The following is a 17,687-nucleotide window of genomic DNA, read 5'->3' as shown; positions in this document are numbered from 1 at the left end:
TTTGTTTCAAACTGAATTTTCCAGATCAACCGATGGAAAAGATGAGTAATGAAATAGTATTTTTGGATAAAGAATAAGTATTGAAAAAACTATTAGCCCTGACCTTGTACATCTTGTTGTTCGGAACCTCCGATTCATTTGGCCAGCCTATATATTTCAAACACTATCGAGTAGAGGATGGTCTTAGTAACAATACCGTATTTACCGCCCTCCAAGATCATAGAGGATTTATGTGGTTTGGAACAAAAGAAGGGCTAAATCGATTCGACGGAAATTCATTCAAATCTTATAATGACGCACGATTTCCAGATGCCTTGAGAGGTTTTGTTCTGCAATTGGAAAAAGCAGCCAACGGGTTCCTGTGGGTCGGGACACAGAATGGAATTTATAAGTTTGATGAGCAAAAGGAAATCTTTACAGCAGTTAGGGGTATTCCCAACAAAGAAATTGAACAACTAAAGGTGGATGAGGAGGGCAACTTGTGGGTATTAATTAATGGGGAACTATCCAGCTATGATGAAAAAAATAATTTTTTATCAAAATTTAAATTGAGGACTGGAGGGCAAGTTGCATCCTTCACGATAACTGAAGATACAGTGTGGGCGTGCACAGTAGATGGATACCTCTTCAGGATTGATCGCCGAACAAAAAAGCCGCGTTGCATTAATCTTGGAAACCCTTTTGTTAAAGACAAGTTAAATAGAATTGTTAAGATATTTTCTTTCCATAGCTTAGTATTTATTGGGTCAACATCAGGGTTAATTACTTTTGATCCAGAAAATAATGTGTCCAACCATGTTATCCCACCATTACATAATGCCCCCCCAGCTTATGTTCGCGATATGATTGAATATGCACAAAACAGATACTGGGTCGCGACAGAAAATGGGATTTTTCTGTTCGATTACTTGAATAATAAACTTGAGCATTTAACGCGAAATTATGCCGATCCGTTTTCGTTGTCCGATAACGCAGTATATTCCCTGTTCAAGGATAGAGAGGGCGGGATTTGGGCGACCACGTATTTCGGCGGTGTCAACTATTTTCATCCTCAACATTCCAGATTTAAAAAGTTTTTTGCGAATGCCTCACAAAATGCAATCTCTGGAAATGGTGTTAGGGAAATCTGTAGTGATGGGTATGGTAATATTTGGGTCGGTACAGAAGATGCAGGTTTAAACAAAATTAATAAAAGAAGCGGTAAAATAACTTTTTTCAAAAGCACAGGGCGAAATGATGGGATTTCGTCCAATAATATTCATGGGCTTTTAGCAGTTGAAAAAGAACTATGGATTGGAACTTTTCAGCGTGGCTTAGATATTTTAGATATCTCTTCAGGTAAGGTCATTAGGCATTATAGCGCAAAAGATCCAAATTGTGGCCTTGAAAGCAATTTTATCACCAGTATATATAGCACTAGACGCAAAGTAATTTACATCGGGACAAGTCGAGGCCTATATAAGTATGACCCTAAACCTAAGCGTTTCATTAAAATTTCGAAGCTGCCAACCGATTTGTATGTGTCTTCTTTAATCGAAGACGACAAAGGAATATTGTGGATTGGTACAATTGGAGCCGGAGCCTTTCACTACAACCCTTCTAATGAGGAATGGGGTAATTTTAGGCATAATACTAATAATCAAAATAGTCTGAGCAGCAATATGGTCTCTTCGATATTTCAAGATAGTCAAAAGCAGTTTTGGTTTGGTACAGAAAATGGTGGCTTGAGCAAGTTTGAACCATCCAGTCGAAGATTTACCACTTTAACTACAGATGCTGGTTTGCCAAGTAATTTAGTTCTTAAAGTGCTGGAAGATACGTTGCAAAACCTCTGGATCACCACCTCAAAAGGATTAGTATGTTATAAGCCTAAAATAGGACAACTTGAGGTATTTACCAGGGCCCATGGTCTTCTGACTGATCAATTCAACTACAACTCTGCATTGAACGATAATGGTAAATTTTACTTCGGGAGCGTTGGAGGCATGATAAGCTTCGACCCGCTTTCACTAAAGCCAAATCCCACTATTCCCAAAATCTTCATCACAAGTTTTCAGTTGGATAATAAGGAATTGATGAATGATGGCGAAATCCTTTCCAAATCAATAACTAGTACGGATACGATCACTCTCAATCACGATCAGTCCTCCTTTAGCATTGGATTCGCCGCTTTAACCTATATCGCACCTCAAGTAACCGAGTATGCATATCTAATGAGCGGAATGGATAAAAGTTGGACAGTACTGAAAAATAACAGAAGGGTTTATTTCACAAAATTATCTTCAGGGACGTACATTTTTCTCGTCAAATTGCTGCAGGATAGCCATCACTCAAAAATTGAACGAAAGCTTGTATTGATTATTAACAAACCACTCTACTTAAGCAATACGGCCCTATTCATATACCTGTGTTCAATTATTGGTTTTGTTTACCTCGCTATCTCAGGGTATCAACGGAGGGTAAAACTAAAAGACAGACGACGAATTGAGCATATCGAAGTAGCAAGAGAAAAGGAAATTTACAACGCAAAAATCCAGTTTTTTACCAATGTAGCCCATGAGATACGTACGCCCTTGACATTAATTAAAGGGCCTTTGGAAAACGTGATAGATGAGGTAGGAGAACTTCCAAGCGTGAGAAAATACCTTAGAAATATAGAGCGCAACACAGAGCGACTTCTATCTCTGACAAATCAATTGCTAGATTTTAGAAAAATAGAAGATAGTGGTTTAAGCTTGAGTTACGTTCAAACTGATGTTGGCAAACTTTTAATGAAAATCATAAACGCTTATAGCGTATTGATAGCGGAAAAAAAACTCCTTCTTGTCGCTGACATAAATACGAAACGTATCTCGGCATTTATTGACGTTGAGGCATTTACCAAAATCATGAACAATTTGATTGGAAATGCAGTGAAATATGGCGAGAAATACGTCGAGGTGAAACTTATTATGGAAGAAAATCGAAGTGATCTGTGTGTAAAAGTGATTAATGATGGGTTTATAATTCCTGTTTCATTAAAAGATAAAATCTTTGAGAGTTTTTATAGAATTTCTGAAACTCAACAGAAATCCGGATCAGGAATTGGGTTATCATTAGCCCGCTCATTGGCTGAACTTCATGGCGGCTCTCTAATTTTGTCCTCAGATTCGAATGAATTAAATACTTTCATACTCTTACTGCCTATCCATCAAAGTATAGAGTTTAAATTAAACTTAAGAAACAAGAAATTATGAAGCCTTTGATATTGCTTGTTGATGATAATGCTGAGATATTGGAATTTATAGAAGACTCTCTTTTAAAAGATTATGACATCATTAAAACCACTAATCCAATGCTAGTTGAAGAATTGCTGGGCGAAAATCCAGTAAATTTGATTATTAGTGACGTGATGATGCCGATAATGGATGGCTTTGTACTCTGCAGGAAAATTAAAGTGGAAAAAAAATGGAGTCATATCCCCATAATTCTACTGACTGCAAAGGATTCACTATCATCCAAGATTGAGGGACTTGAAATAGGAGCTGATGCATACATTGAGAAACCATATTCTCCTAGATATCTCAAGGCACAAATTCAAAATCTTCTAGATAACAGGGGCATTATTAAGTCTTACTACGCGCAATCTCCACTAGCACATATTAAATCATTAGCTAATAATAGGGAAGATGAATTATTTCTGGAGAGGCTTAACCAGGTAATTTTAAACAACCTAGATAAACCTAAGCTCGATGGTGAGGATGTTGCTTCGTTACTAAACGTCTCCCGACCAACCCTTTACAGAAAAATCCGTCTAATATCTGACCTATCGCTCGCCGAGATTATTACTGTCGCAAGGTTAAAAAAGGCAGCAGAACTACTTTCCGAGGGATCATACAGGATTTCTGAGGTTTCTAATATAACTGGCTTCAGCTCTCCGAATCATTTTAGTAGGACATTTCTAAAGCAATTTAAAATGTCTCCAACTACCTTTTTAAAGCGTCTTTAATCATGTTAAGACAAATGATCATTTACCTGTTTCTATTGGGGGTTTTTACTGCAGATTTTTCCCGAATTGCTATCCATGTTGGATTTCAAATTAACCGAGAATACATCACTTCAAAGCTTTGTGAAAACCAAATTAGACCATGGATGCATTGCAATGGGAAGTGTTATCTGAGGAAAAATATTAAACATTTAGAAGAGGGGAGAGACAATAATTCTACAGCGATTAAACTTCAATTGGTACAAATGTCTTTCTGTGACAAAATTGCATATAGCGAACTTGAATTTAAAAGATTTTTTACGATGATGCCAAGCGAGATTCCACATTATTGTTTAAAACCCGGTCACCCTCACCTGGAGGGAATATTTAAACCGCCTAAAGTTTAGAGGGTAACCATAAAATCTGTTGTAATGCTATTTGGCCTGCTTAATGAGCGGATAGGAACTTCTATGTCCTTTAATTCCTTTTCCCATTACGCTTTCCCGCTTAGTATTAGAAGAGATTATCGTTTTTGATTCACTTTGATCCTTCTTCAGCAGTTCAATTTGAATTGTTCATGCTTATAATTACTAGTCCACAATGAAATTTATATACTTGTTTGCATTCCTTGCCACAAGCTTGAATGCAAAAGCACAAAGCATTGAAGGTAATGTTGCCTTAGCTAATGGGGAGGGTGTAAGCGACATTACTATAAAACTTCACCCGAGTAAAGCCATATCGAAGACCGATGAGGCTGGAAATTTTAGACTACAAAATGTGGAGCCAGGAAGATACACTTTGACTGCCTCCGGGGTAGGATATCAGGTGATCAAAAAAAATATTCTTGTACTCAACAATGACAGCCTGATCATAAAGTTAGAACTTACCCATTTATTCAACGAGCTCAAAGAAGTATCTGTGGAAGCCCATAGAAATACAGCAAGAGATGAGGCAAGTAATTACACTTCCAGGCTATCATTGAAGAACCTTGAAAATCCGCAGTTTATCAGTCTGGTTCCACGGCAATCACTCATTGAACAGGGGGTTACGGATTTGGGCGGTATCATTAAAAACATTCCTGGAATTGTTAAAGGTTGGTCTTCCGTTTCGGCATCTTATACAAGCAGAGGTTTCAATACTCGAAATTATGTTAGAAACGGATTAAGCGGTTTTGTGACAGCTGATTTGGATATAGCCAATATTGAAGCGTTCGAGGCTGTGAAGGGACCATCGGGATCGCTCTTTGGTAGTGCGCTTGTCTCCTTTGGGGGGCTATTAAATAGGATAACTAAAAAGCCTGCCGATAGCACTAAAGTTGAAGTAGGATATCAAGGAGGAGCCTATAAACTACATCGATTCACTGCTGATATTAATATGCCATTAACTAAAGACCACTCGGTTCTAGTGCGGATTAACGTTGCACAGCATCATGAAGGCAGTTTCCAGGATTCAGGTTTCATTAGAAGTACCTTCATCGCACCAAGCTTGTTTTATAAGGCTAGTCCCAGATTGAGTTTTTCACTTGACGCAGAACTCTTCGCTAGGGAAGGCACCTCCTTACCACAAATAACTCCTTCAGGACCTGGTCCAAATGGAAAAGGCGCTAAAAATCCCAGCGAACTACCCCTGGCATACAGGCGCTCGTATAGCAATAATAGTATAACCATAAAAAACCCTACTCAAAACTTTTATTCACAGGTAAACTACAATCTTTCAGATCGTTGGAAATCACGGACAAACTTGATTAGAACCAGAACACAGAATACTGGCAATTATCTCACATTTAATTTATTAAAAGGCGACAGTTCTTTAGTACGAAATGTAACCCAATATCCAACAAGTTCATTCACAATCAGTCAAATCCAACAAAATTTCATTGGTGATTTTAGAATCGGAGGATGGAGAAACCGGCTGGTAGCTGGTGTGGAATTCTATCGGAACACCTCATCATTTTCTTCGAATGCGCTTAATGGAAGGGCAGGCCGGAAATCGTTTGATACCCTTGATATCAAGCACCCCACGGTCAATTACGAAATGATTAGCCCGTCTTCTATTAATAGCAAGCTTAGCGGTTTTACTCCAAGCTATATGAAATCAACTTCCAGTACATATTCCGTATATGTTTCAGATGTGATCGACATCACAAGTCGACTGTCTACTATGCTGAGTCTAAGGTTTGACTACTTCAAAAATGAGGGGAATAAAAACATTAATACCGGTGTTACTTCAGGGGCATTTAATCAAACTGCATTTTCGCCAAAACTAGGATTGGTTTATCAAATAATCAAAGACCGGATTTCGTTTTTTGGAAATTATACTAATGGATTCCAGAATGTTGCGCCCACCACCCAGCCGGACGGTACGGTGTCCAGTTTCAAACCCCAGTATGCGAACCAATTAGAGGCTGGTGTAAAAACAGAACTTGCAAGCGATTTATTAAGTGCGACCTTAAGTTACTATTATATTAAAGTCCAGAATACGTTGAGGTCAGACCCAGTAAGGCAAAATTATATTCTGCAGGAAGGCACTCAGTATAGTGAAGGAATGGATATAGACTTATTTTCTCGGCCGATGACCGGTTTGTTGCTCAGTGCAGGCTTTGCATACAACAACAGCAAATTAACTTCTGCTGACATATCGGTAAATAATCTCAGGCCGGTAAATGCCGGTCCGGACAGATCATTAAATTTTTATGCTAGTTACAGGCTGGGTGCTTCAAAATTACGTGGGGTAGGATTGGGGTTCGGTGGAAATTACAATTCAAAGAACCTCATTATCAATTCGACTAACTCCGGGCAGTTCTACCTCCAATCCTACACTATTTTAAATGCGGGCGTATTCTTTGAACGTCAACATTACCGACTTGGGGTAAATATTGATAACCTTACCAACAAAGAGTTTTATGTGGGAGGCTTTGGAACTATCACGCCTAGCCCATTACGCAGAATCAATGCAAACTTTAATTTTACATTTTAACATTAAATAAAAAACATGAAAACAATAACAATTTTTACATCACTACTGCTGCTATTTGGTTTTGCTCATTCGCAAATGATAGCAATTACGGCGCCAACAAAAACATTGAATGTGGCCATCTTCATCTATCCTGGTGTCGGTTTAGGAGATCTTAATGGCCCCTTAGATGTGTTCACTAAGGCTGGAGCTATTACGAAAGGTCAATATAAAGTTTATACCATCGCATTTGAACCAGAGATAATTGCAACACAAGGTGGGGGATTAAAAATTAAACCAGATTACACTACATTGAACATGCCCAAGCCTGATATCTTGATTTTTCCTGGTGGTACTGTAGGTCTCGCGGATTCGATGCGATATGATCAAAAATTATTGAAATTTATCAAGAAATATCAGGATAAGGTTGATGTGATGATGAGCATCTGTACTGCTGCTTATTTTGTTGGTGAGGCTGGTTTGTTCGATGGACGTAGAGTTACTACCCACTTTTTTCAGGCAGACGATTTGCAGGCAGAGTTTCCTAAATCGGAAGTAATAAGAGATGTGCGTTTTGTTGATGCGGGTAGCTTGGTAACCGCCTCAGGAGTAACATCAGGTATAGATGCCAGCTTGCATCTTGTGATGAGGTTTAGTGGTGAAAACGTCGAAAAAATAATGGAGAATGCTATTCAGTATAAAATGCAAGAAAAGGAAAAATGGCCTCAGCCAATTAGTGGGATGAAATTTGACCGTAAGTTCCGAAAAAGTAAGGGCTTGTTACAGAATTAGCTTTACAAAGTCAACTTGGTAACATCACCTCGAAATGGTTGTAGCGAGAGAATTTTGAAACCTAACTCGTTATCGTATGGTATCGTAAAGCTACCCTGAAACTACCAACGGTAAAGTCGTGTGTTTTCATTCAATTGTCAGTAAACGTTTAACAAGGTCCATGTTTTCCTTCCAGGGATATAGACTTGTTAAACGTTTTTTAATGGGATTTATAAATTTTCCAGTAGCTTGCGCAACTAATAAGTTGATCAGTTTTTCTCATCGGTGCCCCCATAACCATCCGCAGTGGTCTCAAGAAGTTGATATCTAACCTTCATTAATTGAATACTTCCCGAAATTGTATTTATTGTTAATTGAAATCATATAGACATTTTTCTAATTAAAAGAAGAAGTTCTTAGTACTTTGATCCTGCTTAAGACAGCTAAAACACTAGCCAAAACCCCAAACCATCTCATTCACTGGCCAAACCAGCATATTACAACAAACATCAATGAAGTAAATTGAGTTTTAATGCATGACTTGACAATCAATGAGCAAAGAATTTATATGCTTGAGGTTAATGATCGCGATTCTAAATTGTAATATCGAGGTGGTCACCCCTCCAGGATTCAAAGAAATCCTCAGAAAGCGATTTTTAGATCTAATTTCCTAATAATCGGGGTATATACATTTTAATTGATATAGGTTTTATTAATCTAATTTTATATGGTCACAAATACCAACTGATATTTCATGTTGTGACATTATGTTATTGCCCAGGGTTTAGTAAATAGTTATTGCATCATCCTTCCTGCCAAAATAACGCTTATTGATTCAATTACGAAATCAATATCTTCCACACTTGTCATTTTACTGAATGAGAAACGGATTGTTGCACCCAAAGGATTTTTATTTAAGACGCTAATGACATGGCTTCCTTCATCTTCAATGCTGCTGCAGGCACTACCGCCTGATGCATAAATCCCTTTTTTATCCATTAGTGCTAACATTAGGTCTGTATTGGTACCAGCTGGAAAATTGACACTTAAAATGGTATAGAGACACCTTTCTGAGTTATTGAAACTAATTTCTTTTGCTGTTTCCTTAAGTCCTGTCCTCATCCTTTTGTTTAAAGCTTTGATGTAAGCGTGATCATATAAAAAGTTATCCATAGCTAGTTCAAGTGCTTTTGCAAATCCTATAATTCCGTGGACATTCTCCGTGCCAGCTCTTTTTTTCGCTCCTGCCCGCCTCCATGAATCAGTGGGCCGAATTTCGTTCCGTCGCTAACATAAAGTACCCCGGTACCTTTAGGGCCGTGAAACTTATGTGCTGATGCCGAGGCGAAGTGGACACCAAAATGAATCAAGTTTATTGGGTAATGACCGATCGTCTGAACGCAATCAGAATGAAAGATTGCCCCATAACGTCGGGCAATTACACCAACCGATTCAACTTTCAGCATAACTCCTATTTCATTGTTCGCATGCATAAGGCTTACCAGGCATTTATGGCCATTCTTAGCGTAATGAGCCAGTTGGCTCTCCAGATCTTCCAGGTCTACATCTCCCGATTCATTTAACCGAACAAACGAGTAGCTGATTTTGTTGCTTTTAGCGTAATGTTTTACGGTATGCAGAACGGCATGATGTTCAATAGATGAGGTAATAATATGGGTACAGCCTAAATCCTTAATAGAGGCTGCGATTGCAGTATTATTGCTTTCAGTTCCGCCGCTTGTAAAATAAATACAGCTTGCCTTAACCCCCAGCATTTCAGCAACCAGTTTTCTCGCTGCTTCAATTGCAGCGCGGCTATCCCGGCCCAGAGCGTAACTAGCGGATGGATTTCCATAATATTCTCTTATGTAAGGAATCATCGTTTCAAGTACTTTCGGATCAACTTGGGTAGTAGCAGCATTATCCAGATAGGCAATTTGATTCATAATGGGCAGTTTATATTAAAGGTTGTAAATTCCATGCTACTACCGTTCACTATTAAACATCAGCAAGTATTCCTTCACTATTCAATAGCTTTTGTAGCATTTAATGATTGTTTAATTAGTTTTTGAATCCTTTTGGATGAAAAAGCGTAAATTTTTAGTGCGAAATTTTATTTTACTCCTTGGCATTTCTGCGATCGATAATTTTAACCCTATCCAGCCTCGTGCTTAAACCCGAAAATTATATTCACAATAGGTTTGACTTGATTTGTCGAAAAAGCATATTTTTTTACTGGGTTATTATGTACTTATTTGTTATCATCATCAGGCAACGACAGGTTGCCATTGATTTAGCTAATAAGTTTAATCAGTTTGATCATGATATCTTGAGCATGTTAACTTTTTATCCTCCAAAATAGCGGATAAATCAAAGCGTCGTTCACTCACTATTGTGAAGAAAAGTATTAACAATTCAGAATATAATCGGTTGATTGTTGCAGCACTTCGAATGCCGCTTCAGCCATCTTATTGCCTTTTCTGTCTAACAGTGGATTAACTTCCACGATTTCAAAACATACTACTTTTTTTGATGCCAGAAGCCGCTCCATTATCTTGAGAATTTCCGAAACATCGAAACCTTTGGGCACTGGTGTACCTGTCCCGTCAGATATTCTATCGCTATCCATACTGTCTACATCAAAAGAGATGTAAATTTTTGTGCAATGATTCAGCCTTTTTAATGCCTCCTCTACGCACGTCTCAATACCAAGATACCTAATTTCTTCAACAGAAAAATTTCGGATTGACTCTTGTTTTATCAATGCCAGTTCAGCATGTTCCATATCTCTTAAACCAAAATAAACCAGATTACCAGCAATAATTTTAGTTTCTTTCAGCCCAATTTCCTTCATTTTGTTCCATAGCTTAATTGTTTCCTCTGGAAGGTTATTAATCTGATTTTTCTTATTGTCTTTTCCTAGTGCTGCGGCCAGTGGCATGCCATGGATATTGCCGGAAGGGGAGGTAAACGGCGAATGAATATCTGCATGGGCGTCAATCCAGACAACGCCCAAATCTCCATCCAGGTTGGCCATTCTGATTCCGCTGATTGTACCCAAGGCGGAAGAATGATCGCCAGATAGAACAATAGGGAATTGATCACTTTTCAAAGTATTTGCAACAACTTTTGCAACTCTTTCACATTGCTTAAGGACTTGTGCAATCCTTTTTGCAAATGCATTCCTGTCTTTATTATAGATGGATTCATTGTGGGTCTTTACATCCAAAAATGCATATTGATTGAAATATTCGCTCCCTTTGTTGATTGCTGCAATTTCAATCGCATCAATTCCCAAATCTGAACCACGAGTTCCTGCACCAATGTCAGATCTGTTTTTAATCAGTTTTATTACTTTTCCCATTTCTATAATTTGAAGTTTTCCAACGACTCAGAAATAATTTTAAGGCTCGCTTGCACTTGCGCCTTTGAAATAATTAATGGTGGCGCCAATCGTATTTTGTTACCATGAGTCGGTTTAGCCAGTAATCCGCCCTTCATTAAAGTTAAACAGATTTCCCACCCCAGCCCCGAATCTTCATCGCAATCGATTTCTATGGCGTTTAGGAGCCCTTTTCCTCTAACCTGTTTAATAATTCTGTTGGATTTGGCTATATGCAGCAATCCATCCCGAAAAAGCATGCCCATAGAAGCCGCGTTATCTGGCATATTCTCCTCCAGAATCACCTGTAAAGCTACCTCTGCAACTGCTGCCCCTAAAGGGTTCCCGCCAAAAGTTGAGCCATGTTCCCCAGCCTTAATCGTCAACATAACCTCATCATCAGCTAGAACGGCAGATACCGGTAACACACCACCAGAGAGTGCCTTACCAAGGATGATCATGTCGGGTCTGTTCTCCAGCGTTTCCACATCATAAGACGCCATCAACTTGCCAGTCCTTCCCATGCCGGTCTGGATTTCGTCTGCTATATATAATACGCCATAATGTTTGCAAATCCTGTAAACATTGGCAAGATAATCCTCATCTGGAATAATCACTCCAGCTTCACCCTGGATTGGTTCAATAAGGAAACCGGCAATATAAGGGTCTGATTGCAGTAAGTTTTCCAAGTCATCAATATTATCGTATGGAACCTGTACAATGCCATCTAATAGCGGGCCAAAACCATTCTTTGCACTTTGGTCACTGGACCCCGATATGATAGCTATAGTCCTGCCATGAAAGTTATTGGAGGCAAACGCTATTCTGGCCATGCCTTCGGGTATTTTCTTTCTTTTATAGGCCCATTTTCTGCAAAGTTTAATTGCCGTTTCCACTGCTTCCGCGCCAGAGTTCATCAGCAGAACTTTATTAAACCCGAAAGTTTTTGATAGCTGCTCTTCAAGAAGGCCAAGCTTATTATTATAAAAAGCTCTGGAAGTTAAGGTTAGCTTTTGGGCCTGCTCAATCAATGCATTAATTATTTTTGGGTGACAGTGACCCTGGTTGACTGCAGAGTAAGCAGATAAAAAATCATAATAAAGGTTGCCTTCTACATCCCAGACCATTATTTCACATCCTTTTTCTAAGACAACCGGCAAAGGATGGTAATTATGGGCCCCAAATAATAGTTCTCTTTCAATGTATGCTTCGCTTATTTCGGCCATATTAATTGCTAGTTTGATAAACAAAACTATTAGATTTAAACTTTTCCATCAATACTAGATTAGTATTGTTTATTTTTGATGGTTTTTAAATTAAATATTGTTTTTTAACTCTAATGATTAGATGGTTTTGGATAAATTTGACCTTGAATTGCTTAAGCGTTTGGAAAAAGACGGCCGAATAGCTTTCTCAACAGTTGCGCTTTCACTCGGCGTTTCAAATACAATGGTTCATCAACGATTTTCTAAATTATTGGATAGCGGTGTTCTGACAGGGATTAAGCCTATATTAAATGAGAAGAAAATGGGTTTTGACTGGGGAAGTTTCACTGGCCTTACCCTGGATAAAGATTACGATTCAGCAAGGGTAATTGAAGCCTTATATGAAGTTAAAGAGGTGACTGAATGCTATTTTATTTCGGGTAGATATACGCTTTTCGTAAAAATTGTGGCCCGGGATCATGAGCATATGCGGGAGGTTCTTTACAATAAAATCGATTCCATCCCAGGGATTATCAAAACAGATTCCATTATTGAACTAGGATGTGCATTTAAACGAAATGTAAACATTGACTAGGTAAGGTCTCACTAGATTACATAAGTGAGCTCTATCATAGAGTGAGATGTGAGCAATCGGGTTTTCACAAAAGCTGATCCGGGACTCACATAGGCATGTTTCTGACGCAGAGATTTTTCGGGATTTATGATCGATAATAAAAATGGGCATGCTTTATTTCGGCAATCGCCTGTAGTTTTACAAGCAAAACTTGGTGATAAGGCCGTAATTTAGAAGGCATTCTATGGCATCAGGAAGAAAGTGATTTTACGATAGATCAGGCCAATCTATGAAAACAAAGTTTCCACTAATTTGGAAGGAACTTCTTAGTGAGCTCAATCTTCCGAATATAGTAGGTGGACTTGGAGACTTTTTGAGTGAAGGCAAGTCTAGCGCACATTTCTCAGGATATTAAGTTGTAAATAGGGCATTGTAAGATTTTACCAAACTATTCCTAATAGTTATTTTGTAACTGCATCAGGCCTAACAGCTAGCGCTGAATTATACATAATGATTCACGGGCCCACAGGAAATTTGGCGTTTTTAATATGAATTGCACTTCACGCACAACACCTACTCAAATCGGACTACTCATATTCAGACGTGTGTGCTCACCACTCTTGCATTGAAATAACAATCTTTCAGGTGTTAAAAGGTATCTTTGTTATGGATTGCAGTAACCTCATTTAGGATGATTAATTCGGAGATTAATAAATTTTATGATCACTACGTTGAAAGCCACGCTACTCCTGTAGATGGCTTCCTAGGACATTTTGATTTTTTATTGTGGAGCGATCTCCAAAAAGACCTTTCAGCTTGTGAACGGCTACAAAGGAAACCTTTTTATAAGATTGCCCTTGTCAGTGGAAATGCAATTTACGAATCAAAGTTGGCACAAATCCCAATCTCGGGATACAATATCATCTTTAGTGACTCCTTCTCAAGATTTTCATTTAAAACAAATGATGATCAATTTGAAGGACAATATTGTGTCCTTAACGAGACGTTTCTCAGGGGCATGAGTCAGTTCAGTTTAGCTACACTCCCTATCTTCCAAAGCAGAGACCTCTACATTAAGCCATTATCCGACGTCCAATATGGTGATTTGCTGATCTTGTTTGAACAAATTCTAAATGAGCACATATCAGTCTACCCGTATAGGGAACAATTAATCAGAAACCGGATTTTGGATATTATTCACTTTGTGCAGAAATTGGATGAGAAATTTTATAAATCTAAAACAACAAGCGAGGAAAGCCTGGAAGGAAGTTTTATGAAAATGCTTGAAGATGCTTTCTTTAACATTAATAGGGGTAAGTTACTTGAAAGTAAATCTCCTTCCTATTATGCCGGGCTACTGAACACCACCGTCAACAATCTTAATCGAATATTAAAAACTTCGAGGGGCAAGACGACGCAAATCATAATTCAGGAAAGGATCATAGAGGAAGCAAGTGTGCTCCTGAAACATACTAATTTGAGTGTCAAGGAGATTGCGTGGTGCATGCATTTTCGCGAGACCTCTCATTTCCAAAACTTCTATAAAAAACTAACTGGATTCACGCCCATTGAATATAGAAAACTATAGCTTTTTTTGCAACTTTAAGTCGTTTCTTTGCAATTAAGTAGTTCCTTGTCCACCATAGCTTTGTAAGAAAAAATACGACTATGGAAAAATCATTTTTAGTTATCGGTACTGGGGAGGTAGGAATTGCGATGTTAGACAGTCTCTACAAATTTATGGCAACAAGCTCACAACGGTTTATTGTTGGAGCATTAGTTCAGCCCTCGAATGCCGCAAATGAAAGGCCCCCACATTTAATGTATGATGGTCTTTTAACAGAAGCTGTTGATTTGGTCTCTGAAAGCATTGAAAATCTGGCAGGCATTTTTAGAAAATATGATACGGTCATATGTTGCAGTGGATTTTCAATTGGAGCAGGTATGCAGGTAAAGATCACAAAAGCTGTCTTGCAGGCTGGAGTAGGAAGATATGTGCCTTGGCAATTTGGAGCTGATTACGATCAGATCGGCCGCGGCAGTGCGCAGCCAGTTTTTGATGAACAGCTGGATGTTCGGGATCTGCTGCGTGCGCAAACTAAAACACATTGGATTATTGTATCTACAGGAATGATCACAAGCTTCTTGTTTCGTGAAGACTTTGGTGTTATTAACTTGTCTGAAAAGGTCATACATGCGTTAGGTGACTGGGAACATTCATTAACCTTGACTACGTGCGAAGATATCGGCGCGGTTACTGTTGAGGTTTTATTCCATCAACCAGAAATACTGGACCATGTTGTGTTTGTTTCTGGCGATACGGTAACCTTTCAAGAAATAGCAGATAAGATGGAAGGCTTGTTTGAGGAGAAATTTGAGCGTACTTTATGGGACCGCTCCTATCTTGTAAAAAAGCTAAATGATGAGCCAGATGACATATTCAATCGTTATCGGTTAGTATTTACACATCCTGGCGTGTCTTGGCCAATGGGCGAGACATTTAACTACCTCAACAATATCCCAACAACTGGAATTGTAGAGTGGGCTAAACTGAATATTTCAGCTAAATAGACTTCAGAATTTTTGCGAAAGTTCATCTAAATTCTGGTGAATTGCAGTTGACAGAAGCGGTTGAAACACTCGAAAACAAGATCATATAAATCCGTGGTATACTGAGTGGTTACTGATTTTGAAAAACTGAGGAATAATAGTAATTTTTCGGCCTTGTCATCAGACTTATATTAGACCTTGCTTAAGGTAATGATAACATTCAATATTATTGATTTTAGTATCTAGATAAGAAATAATGAAATGCTTAATGCCTGGATCAAACAGTAACCAGGCATTAATTATTAGACAATGCTGAGATCTTTCCATTCCCATCTTTCACAGCAATAATGAGGTGTAACCTCCCAATCAAATGTCTCCTTACAGCTAAAAACCCGACTGTGCTATTACTTCATTAGATTATCTGTTATTACCGCCATCAAGCGTGCACATAGTTCATATTTTACTTGCATAATACTCAGACAACTCAATCATATTCGTGTTTTTAGCTTTAGGGTGGATGGGTTCATTGACAATAAATTTAAGCGATCAATATATTGTTTTGTGGATTCTTTGAGGCCGTTAAAAACAAAAAGTCAGATAAATTATGTTGGATCGTATAAAGATTCGTCGTGCGCTGGGATTTAAATATATTTGAGGTTTACGGTTACCCGTAATTTAAATCCATCTAATGTATTTAGGTTTGAACACCATTATAAGAAGCGTTTAACCACTAAGTTAATGGTCTCACACTTCTTCAATTTTAACGCCTCTTAGAGATCGGGAAGCTCAACAATTATCAATTATTATGAAAAGAATTTTTTATGTAATCGCCTGTGCATTTGTAGTATCGTGTTCAGCTTCAAAAGAAAAAGAAACCGAAACAGCGGATGTTGAGTTCAGTGATTCAAAACCCGACACCACAGTTAACCTCCATCCTGAACTTGATCCAATCAAATCGGAAGACGTAGAAGAGGGCCAAACAGAAACAGTATCAAACAATAATGACTTAGATCAAGCCATTGATGAATATGCAGAGTATATGGATGATTACATCAAATACATGAAGAAAGCTAAAGCTGGGGACCAAACAGCGATGTTAGATGCGGTAGAACTTATGACTAAAGCAGAACCTGTACATAAAAAATTAGCTGAGGTTAAAGGAGAACTGACAGCTAAACAGCTTGCAAAATTCATGAAAATTCAAAATAAAATGATTGAAGCGGCCCGATAAGCCACGTAACCATGAACGTGAGGAAAAAGTTTAATTTGATGGTGCTTTTGGTGAACTATTGAATTTGAGGATTAAACCGCTTACAGAGATTTAAAAGAACAGAAGTTCCTAAATTAAGCTTTTGTTCTTTTGGAGAAAATTTTCAAATGGTAAATTATTATTCAAAAGGAATAGATACATAATTCACGGTTCGCTATAGCCTGATATTTCTAAAAGGTCTTAAAATAGTTCTCTATAAAATCGACTATTTGTTCACTTATCTGTAGTTCACTTTTCCTGTATAGTTTGTGTTGAGCGGAATTGAACTTTTCAATATATGTAGCCTCGGTCTTATTAAATTTAAGATAACCCTGCTCGAAATAACACTCCTCAATTTCTGAGGATGAGTCCACCGAACGTAACCAGAGCTTGATCATTCCCTCTGAAATCTTATCATATAACAGCCAGTGGTTGCCCATGAAAGCCTCTTGAGATTTTGGCAGGTCAAACCCACTAAGCTCTATAAGCAAAGTATCTGTGTTTTCGAAAAGGTTATTGATCTTGTAAGGCCTGGACATAGCTGCAAATCTAATATAACAAAAAATATTTCCTCAATGAAATTGCTAGCTTATAGCTTTATGTTGTGAAAAAGAAAATTGTTGGAATTCAACGTCTTACTATTATCCTCTTGTTAATTCCGTTTTCAAATTTATATTTGTGCTGTGGTCGTTAGCGTTTTAGCAATTCTGAAAACTGATTTTGTCCCTCAAAAAAGCCAGGCAAAAATCATGAATGAACGCTTGGAGCGCGCCGCAAAGAAACTTCAGCAGGTTTATCTTAAAAGGCTTTCGGGCAGCGGTTTTTCAACTGATGACCCGATCGTTTACCTCAGCTATAACCCAAAATTTAAAATTCGCTTTCGCGTAGTCAATGATGTGCCCTCCGGTATTGAATATTCTGTTAATGAACTTTGTGCTAGGTTAGGTTATATGCCTTGGAAAATGGCCCTATTAGAGCGAATTAACCTGCAGGCGTAGGTTTTTTTATTTCATTATTTGCATTTATTTAGGATCAAATTT

The 17,687-nt window shown here is 38.1% G+C and carries 12 protein-coding genes and 1 pseudogene; 10 read left to right on the top strand and 3 right to left on the bottom strand.

What is annotated here, in order from left to right; all coding sequences use genetic code 11:
- Positions 1-80: 80 nt before the first annotated feature.
- The 5 genes from ACZZZI_RS22730 to ACZZZI_RS22710 all read left to right on the top strand — a co-directional run bounded on the left by ACZZZI_RS22730 (position 81) and on the right by ACZZZI_RS22710 (position 7,708).
- On the top strand, positions 81-3,236 hold the full coding sequence (locus tag ACZZZI_RS22730; RefSeq protein WP_463491697.1) for a ligand-binding sensor domain-containing protein: 3,156 nt from the start codon (positions 81-83) through the stop codon (positions 3,234-3,236).
- Entirely contained in the window at positions 3,233-3,988 is a 756-nt protein-coding gene (locus ACZZZI_RS22725) for a response regulator transcription factor (protein ID WP_463491695.1), read from the top strand. The genes ACZZZI_RS22730 and ACZZZI_RS22725 overlap by 4 nt, the downstream gene beginning before the upstream one ends.
- A gap of 2 nt (positions 3,989-3,990) precedes the next feature.
- Positions 3,991-4,371, top strand: a complete 381-nt coding sequence (locus ACZZZI_RS22720; RefSeq protein ID WP_463491693.1) for a hypothetical protein — start codon at positions 3,991-3,993, stop codon at positions 4,369-4,371.
- Positions 4,372-4,564: 193 nt separating this feature from the next.
- Positions 4,565-6,940 carry a TonB-dependent receptor domain-containing protein gene (locus ACZZZI_RS22715; RefSeq protein WP_463491691.1) on the top strand — a complete coding sequence of 792 codons (2,376 nt, stop codon included), beginning with the start codon at positions 4,565-4,567 and terminating at the stop codon, positions 6,938-6,940.
- A gap of 15 nt (positions 6,941-6,955) precedes the next feature.
- Positions 6,956-7,708, top strand: coding sequence for a DJ-1/PfpI family protein (locus tag ACZZZI_RS22710; RefSeq protein WP_463491689.1), 753 nt, complete (start codon positions 6,956-6,958; stop codon positions 7,706-7,708).
- 774 nt (positions 7,709-8,482) lie between these two features.
- On the opposite strand, the pseudogene ACZZZI_RS22705 reads toward ACZZZI_RS22710, so the two are convergent.
- The 3 genes and pseudogenes from ACZZZI_RS22705 to rocD all read right to left on the bottom strand — a co-directional run bounded on the left by ACZZZI_RS22705 (position 8,483) and on the right by rocD (position 12,295).
- Positions 8,483-9,567: pseudogene (locus tag ACZZZI_RS22705) on the bottom strand (cysteine desulfurase family protein).
- A 527-nt stretch (positions 9,568-10,094) separates the two neighbouring features.
- Entirely contained in the window at positions 10,095-11,051 is a 957-nt protein-coding gene (gene rocF, locus ACZZZI_RS22700; RefSeq protein ID WP_463491687.1) for an arginase, read from the bottom strand.
- Positions 11,052-11,053: 2 nt separating this feature from the next.
- Positions 11,054-12,295: an ornithine--oxo-acid transaminase gene (gene rocD, locus ACZZZI_RS22695; protein WP_463491685.1), complete on the bottom strand. Its 1,242-nt coding sequence runs from the start codon at positions 12,293-12,295 to the stop codon at positions 11,054-11,056.
- Between the two features lie 121 nt (positions 12,296-12,416).
- Here rocD and ACZZZI_RS22690 point away from each other — a divergent pair, with 121 nt between their 5' ends.
- The 5 genes from ACZZZI_RS22690 (at position 12,417) to ACZZZI_RS22670 (ending at position 17,645) form a co-directional block, all read left to right on the top strand.
- Positions 12,417-12,869: an Lrp/AsnC family transcriptional regulator gene (locus tag ACZZZI_RS22690; RefSeq protein WP_463491683.1), complete on the top strand. Its 453-nt coding sequence runs from the start codon at positions 12,417-12,419 to the stop codon at positions 12,867-12,869.
- Positions 12,870-13,509: 640 nt separating this feature from the next.
- Positions 13,510-14,436, top strand: a complete 927-nt coding sequence (locus ACZZZI_RS22685) for a helix-turn-helix domain-containing protein (RefSeq protein ID WP_463491681.1) — start codon at positions 13,510-13,512, stop codon at positions 14,434-14,436.
- Positions 14,437-14,516: 80 nt separating this feature from the next.
- Complete coding sequence (locus ACZZZI_RS22680) at positions 14,517-15,419, top strand: aromatic alcohol reductase (protein ID WP_463491679.1); 903 nt, start codon at positions 14,517-14,519, stop codon at positions 15,417-15,419.
- Positions 15,420-16,203: 784 nt separating this feature from the next.
- Positions 16,204-16,629, top strand: coding sequence for a DUF6591 domain-containing protein (locus tag ACZZZI_RS22675; protein ID WP_463491677.1), 426 nt, complete (start codon positions 16,204-16,206; stop codon positions 16,627-16,629).
- Positions 16,630-17,330: 701 nt separating this feature from the next.
- Positions 17,331-17,645: a hypothetical protein gene (locus tag ACZZZI_RS22670; protein ID WP_463491675.1), complete on the top strand. Its 315-nt coding sequence runs from the start codon at positions 17,331-17,333 to the stop codon at positions 17,643-17,645.
- Positions 17,646-17,687 lie beyond the last annotated feature (42 nt).

The organism is Pedobacter sp. AC190, from assembly GCF_979258025.1.
This window is presented reverse-complemented; position numbering and strand designations above follow the sequence as displayed.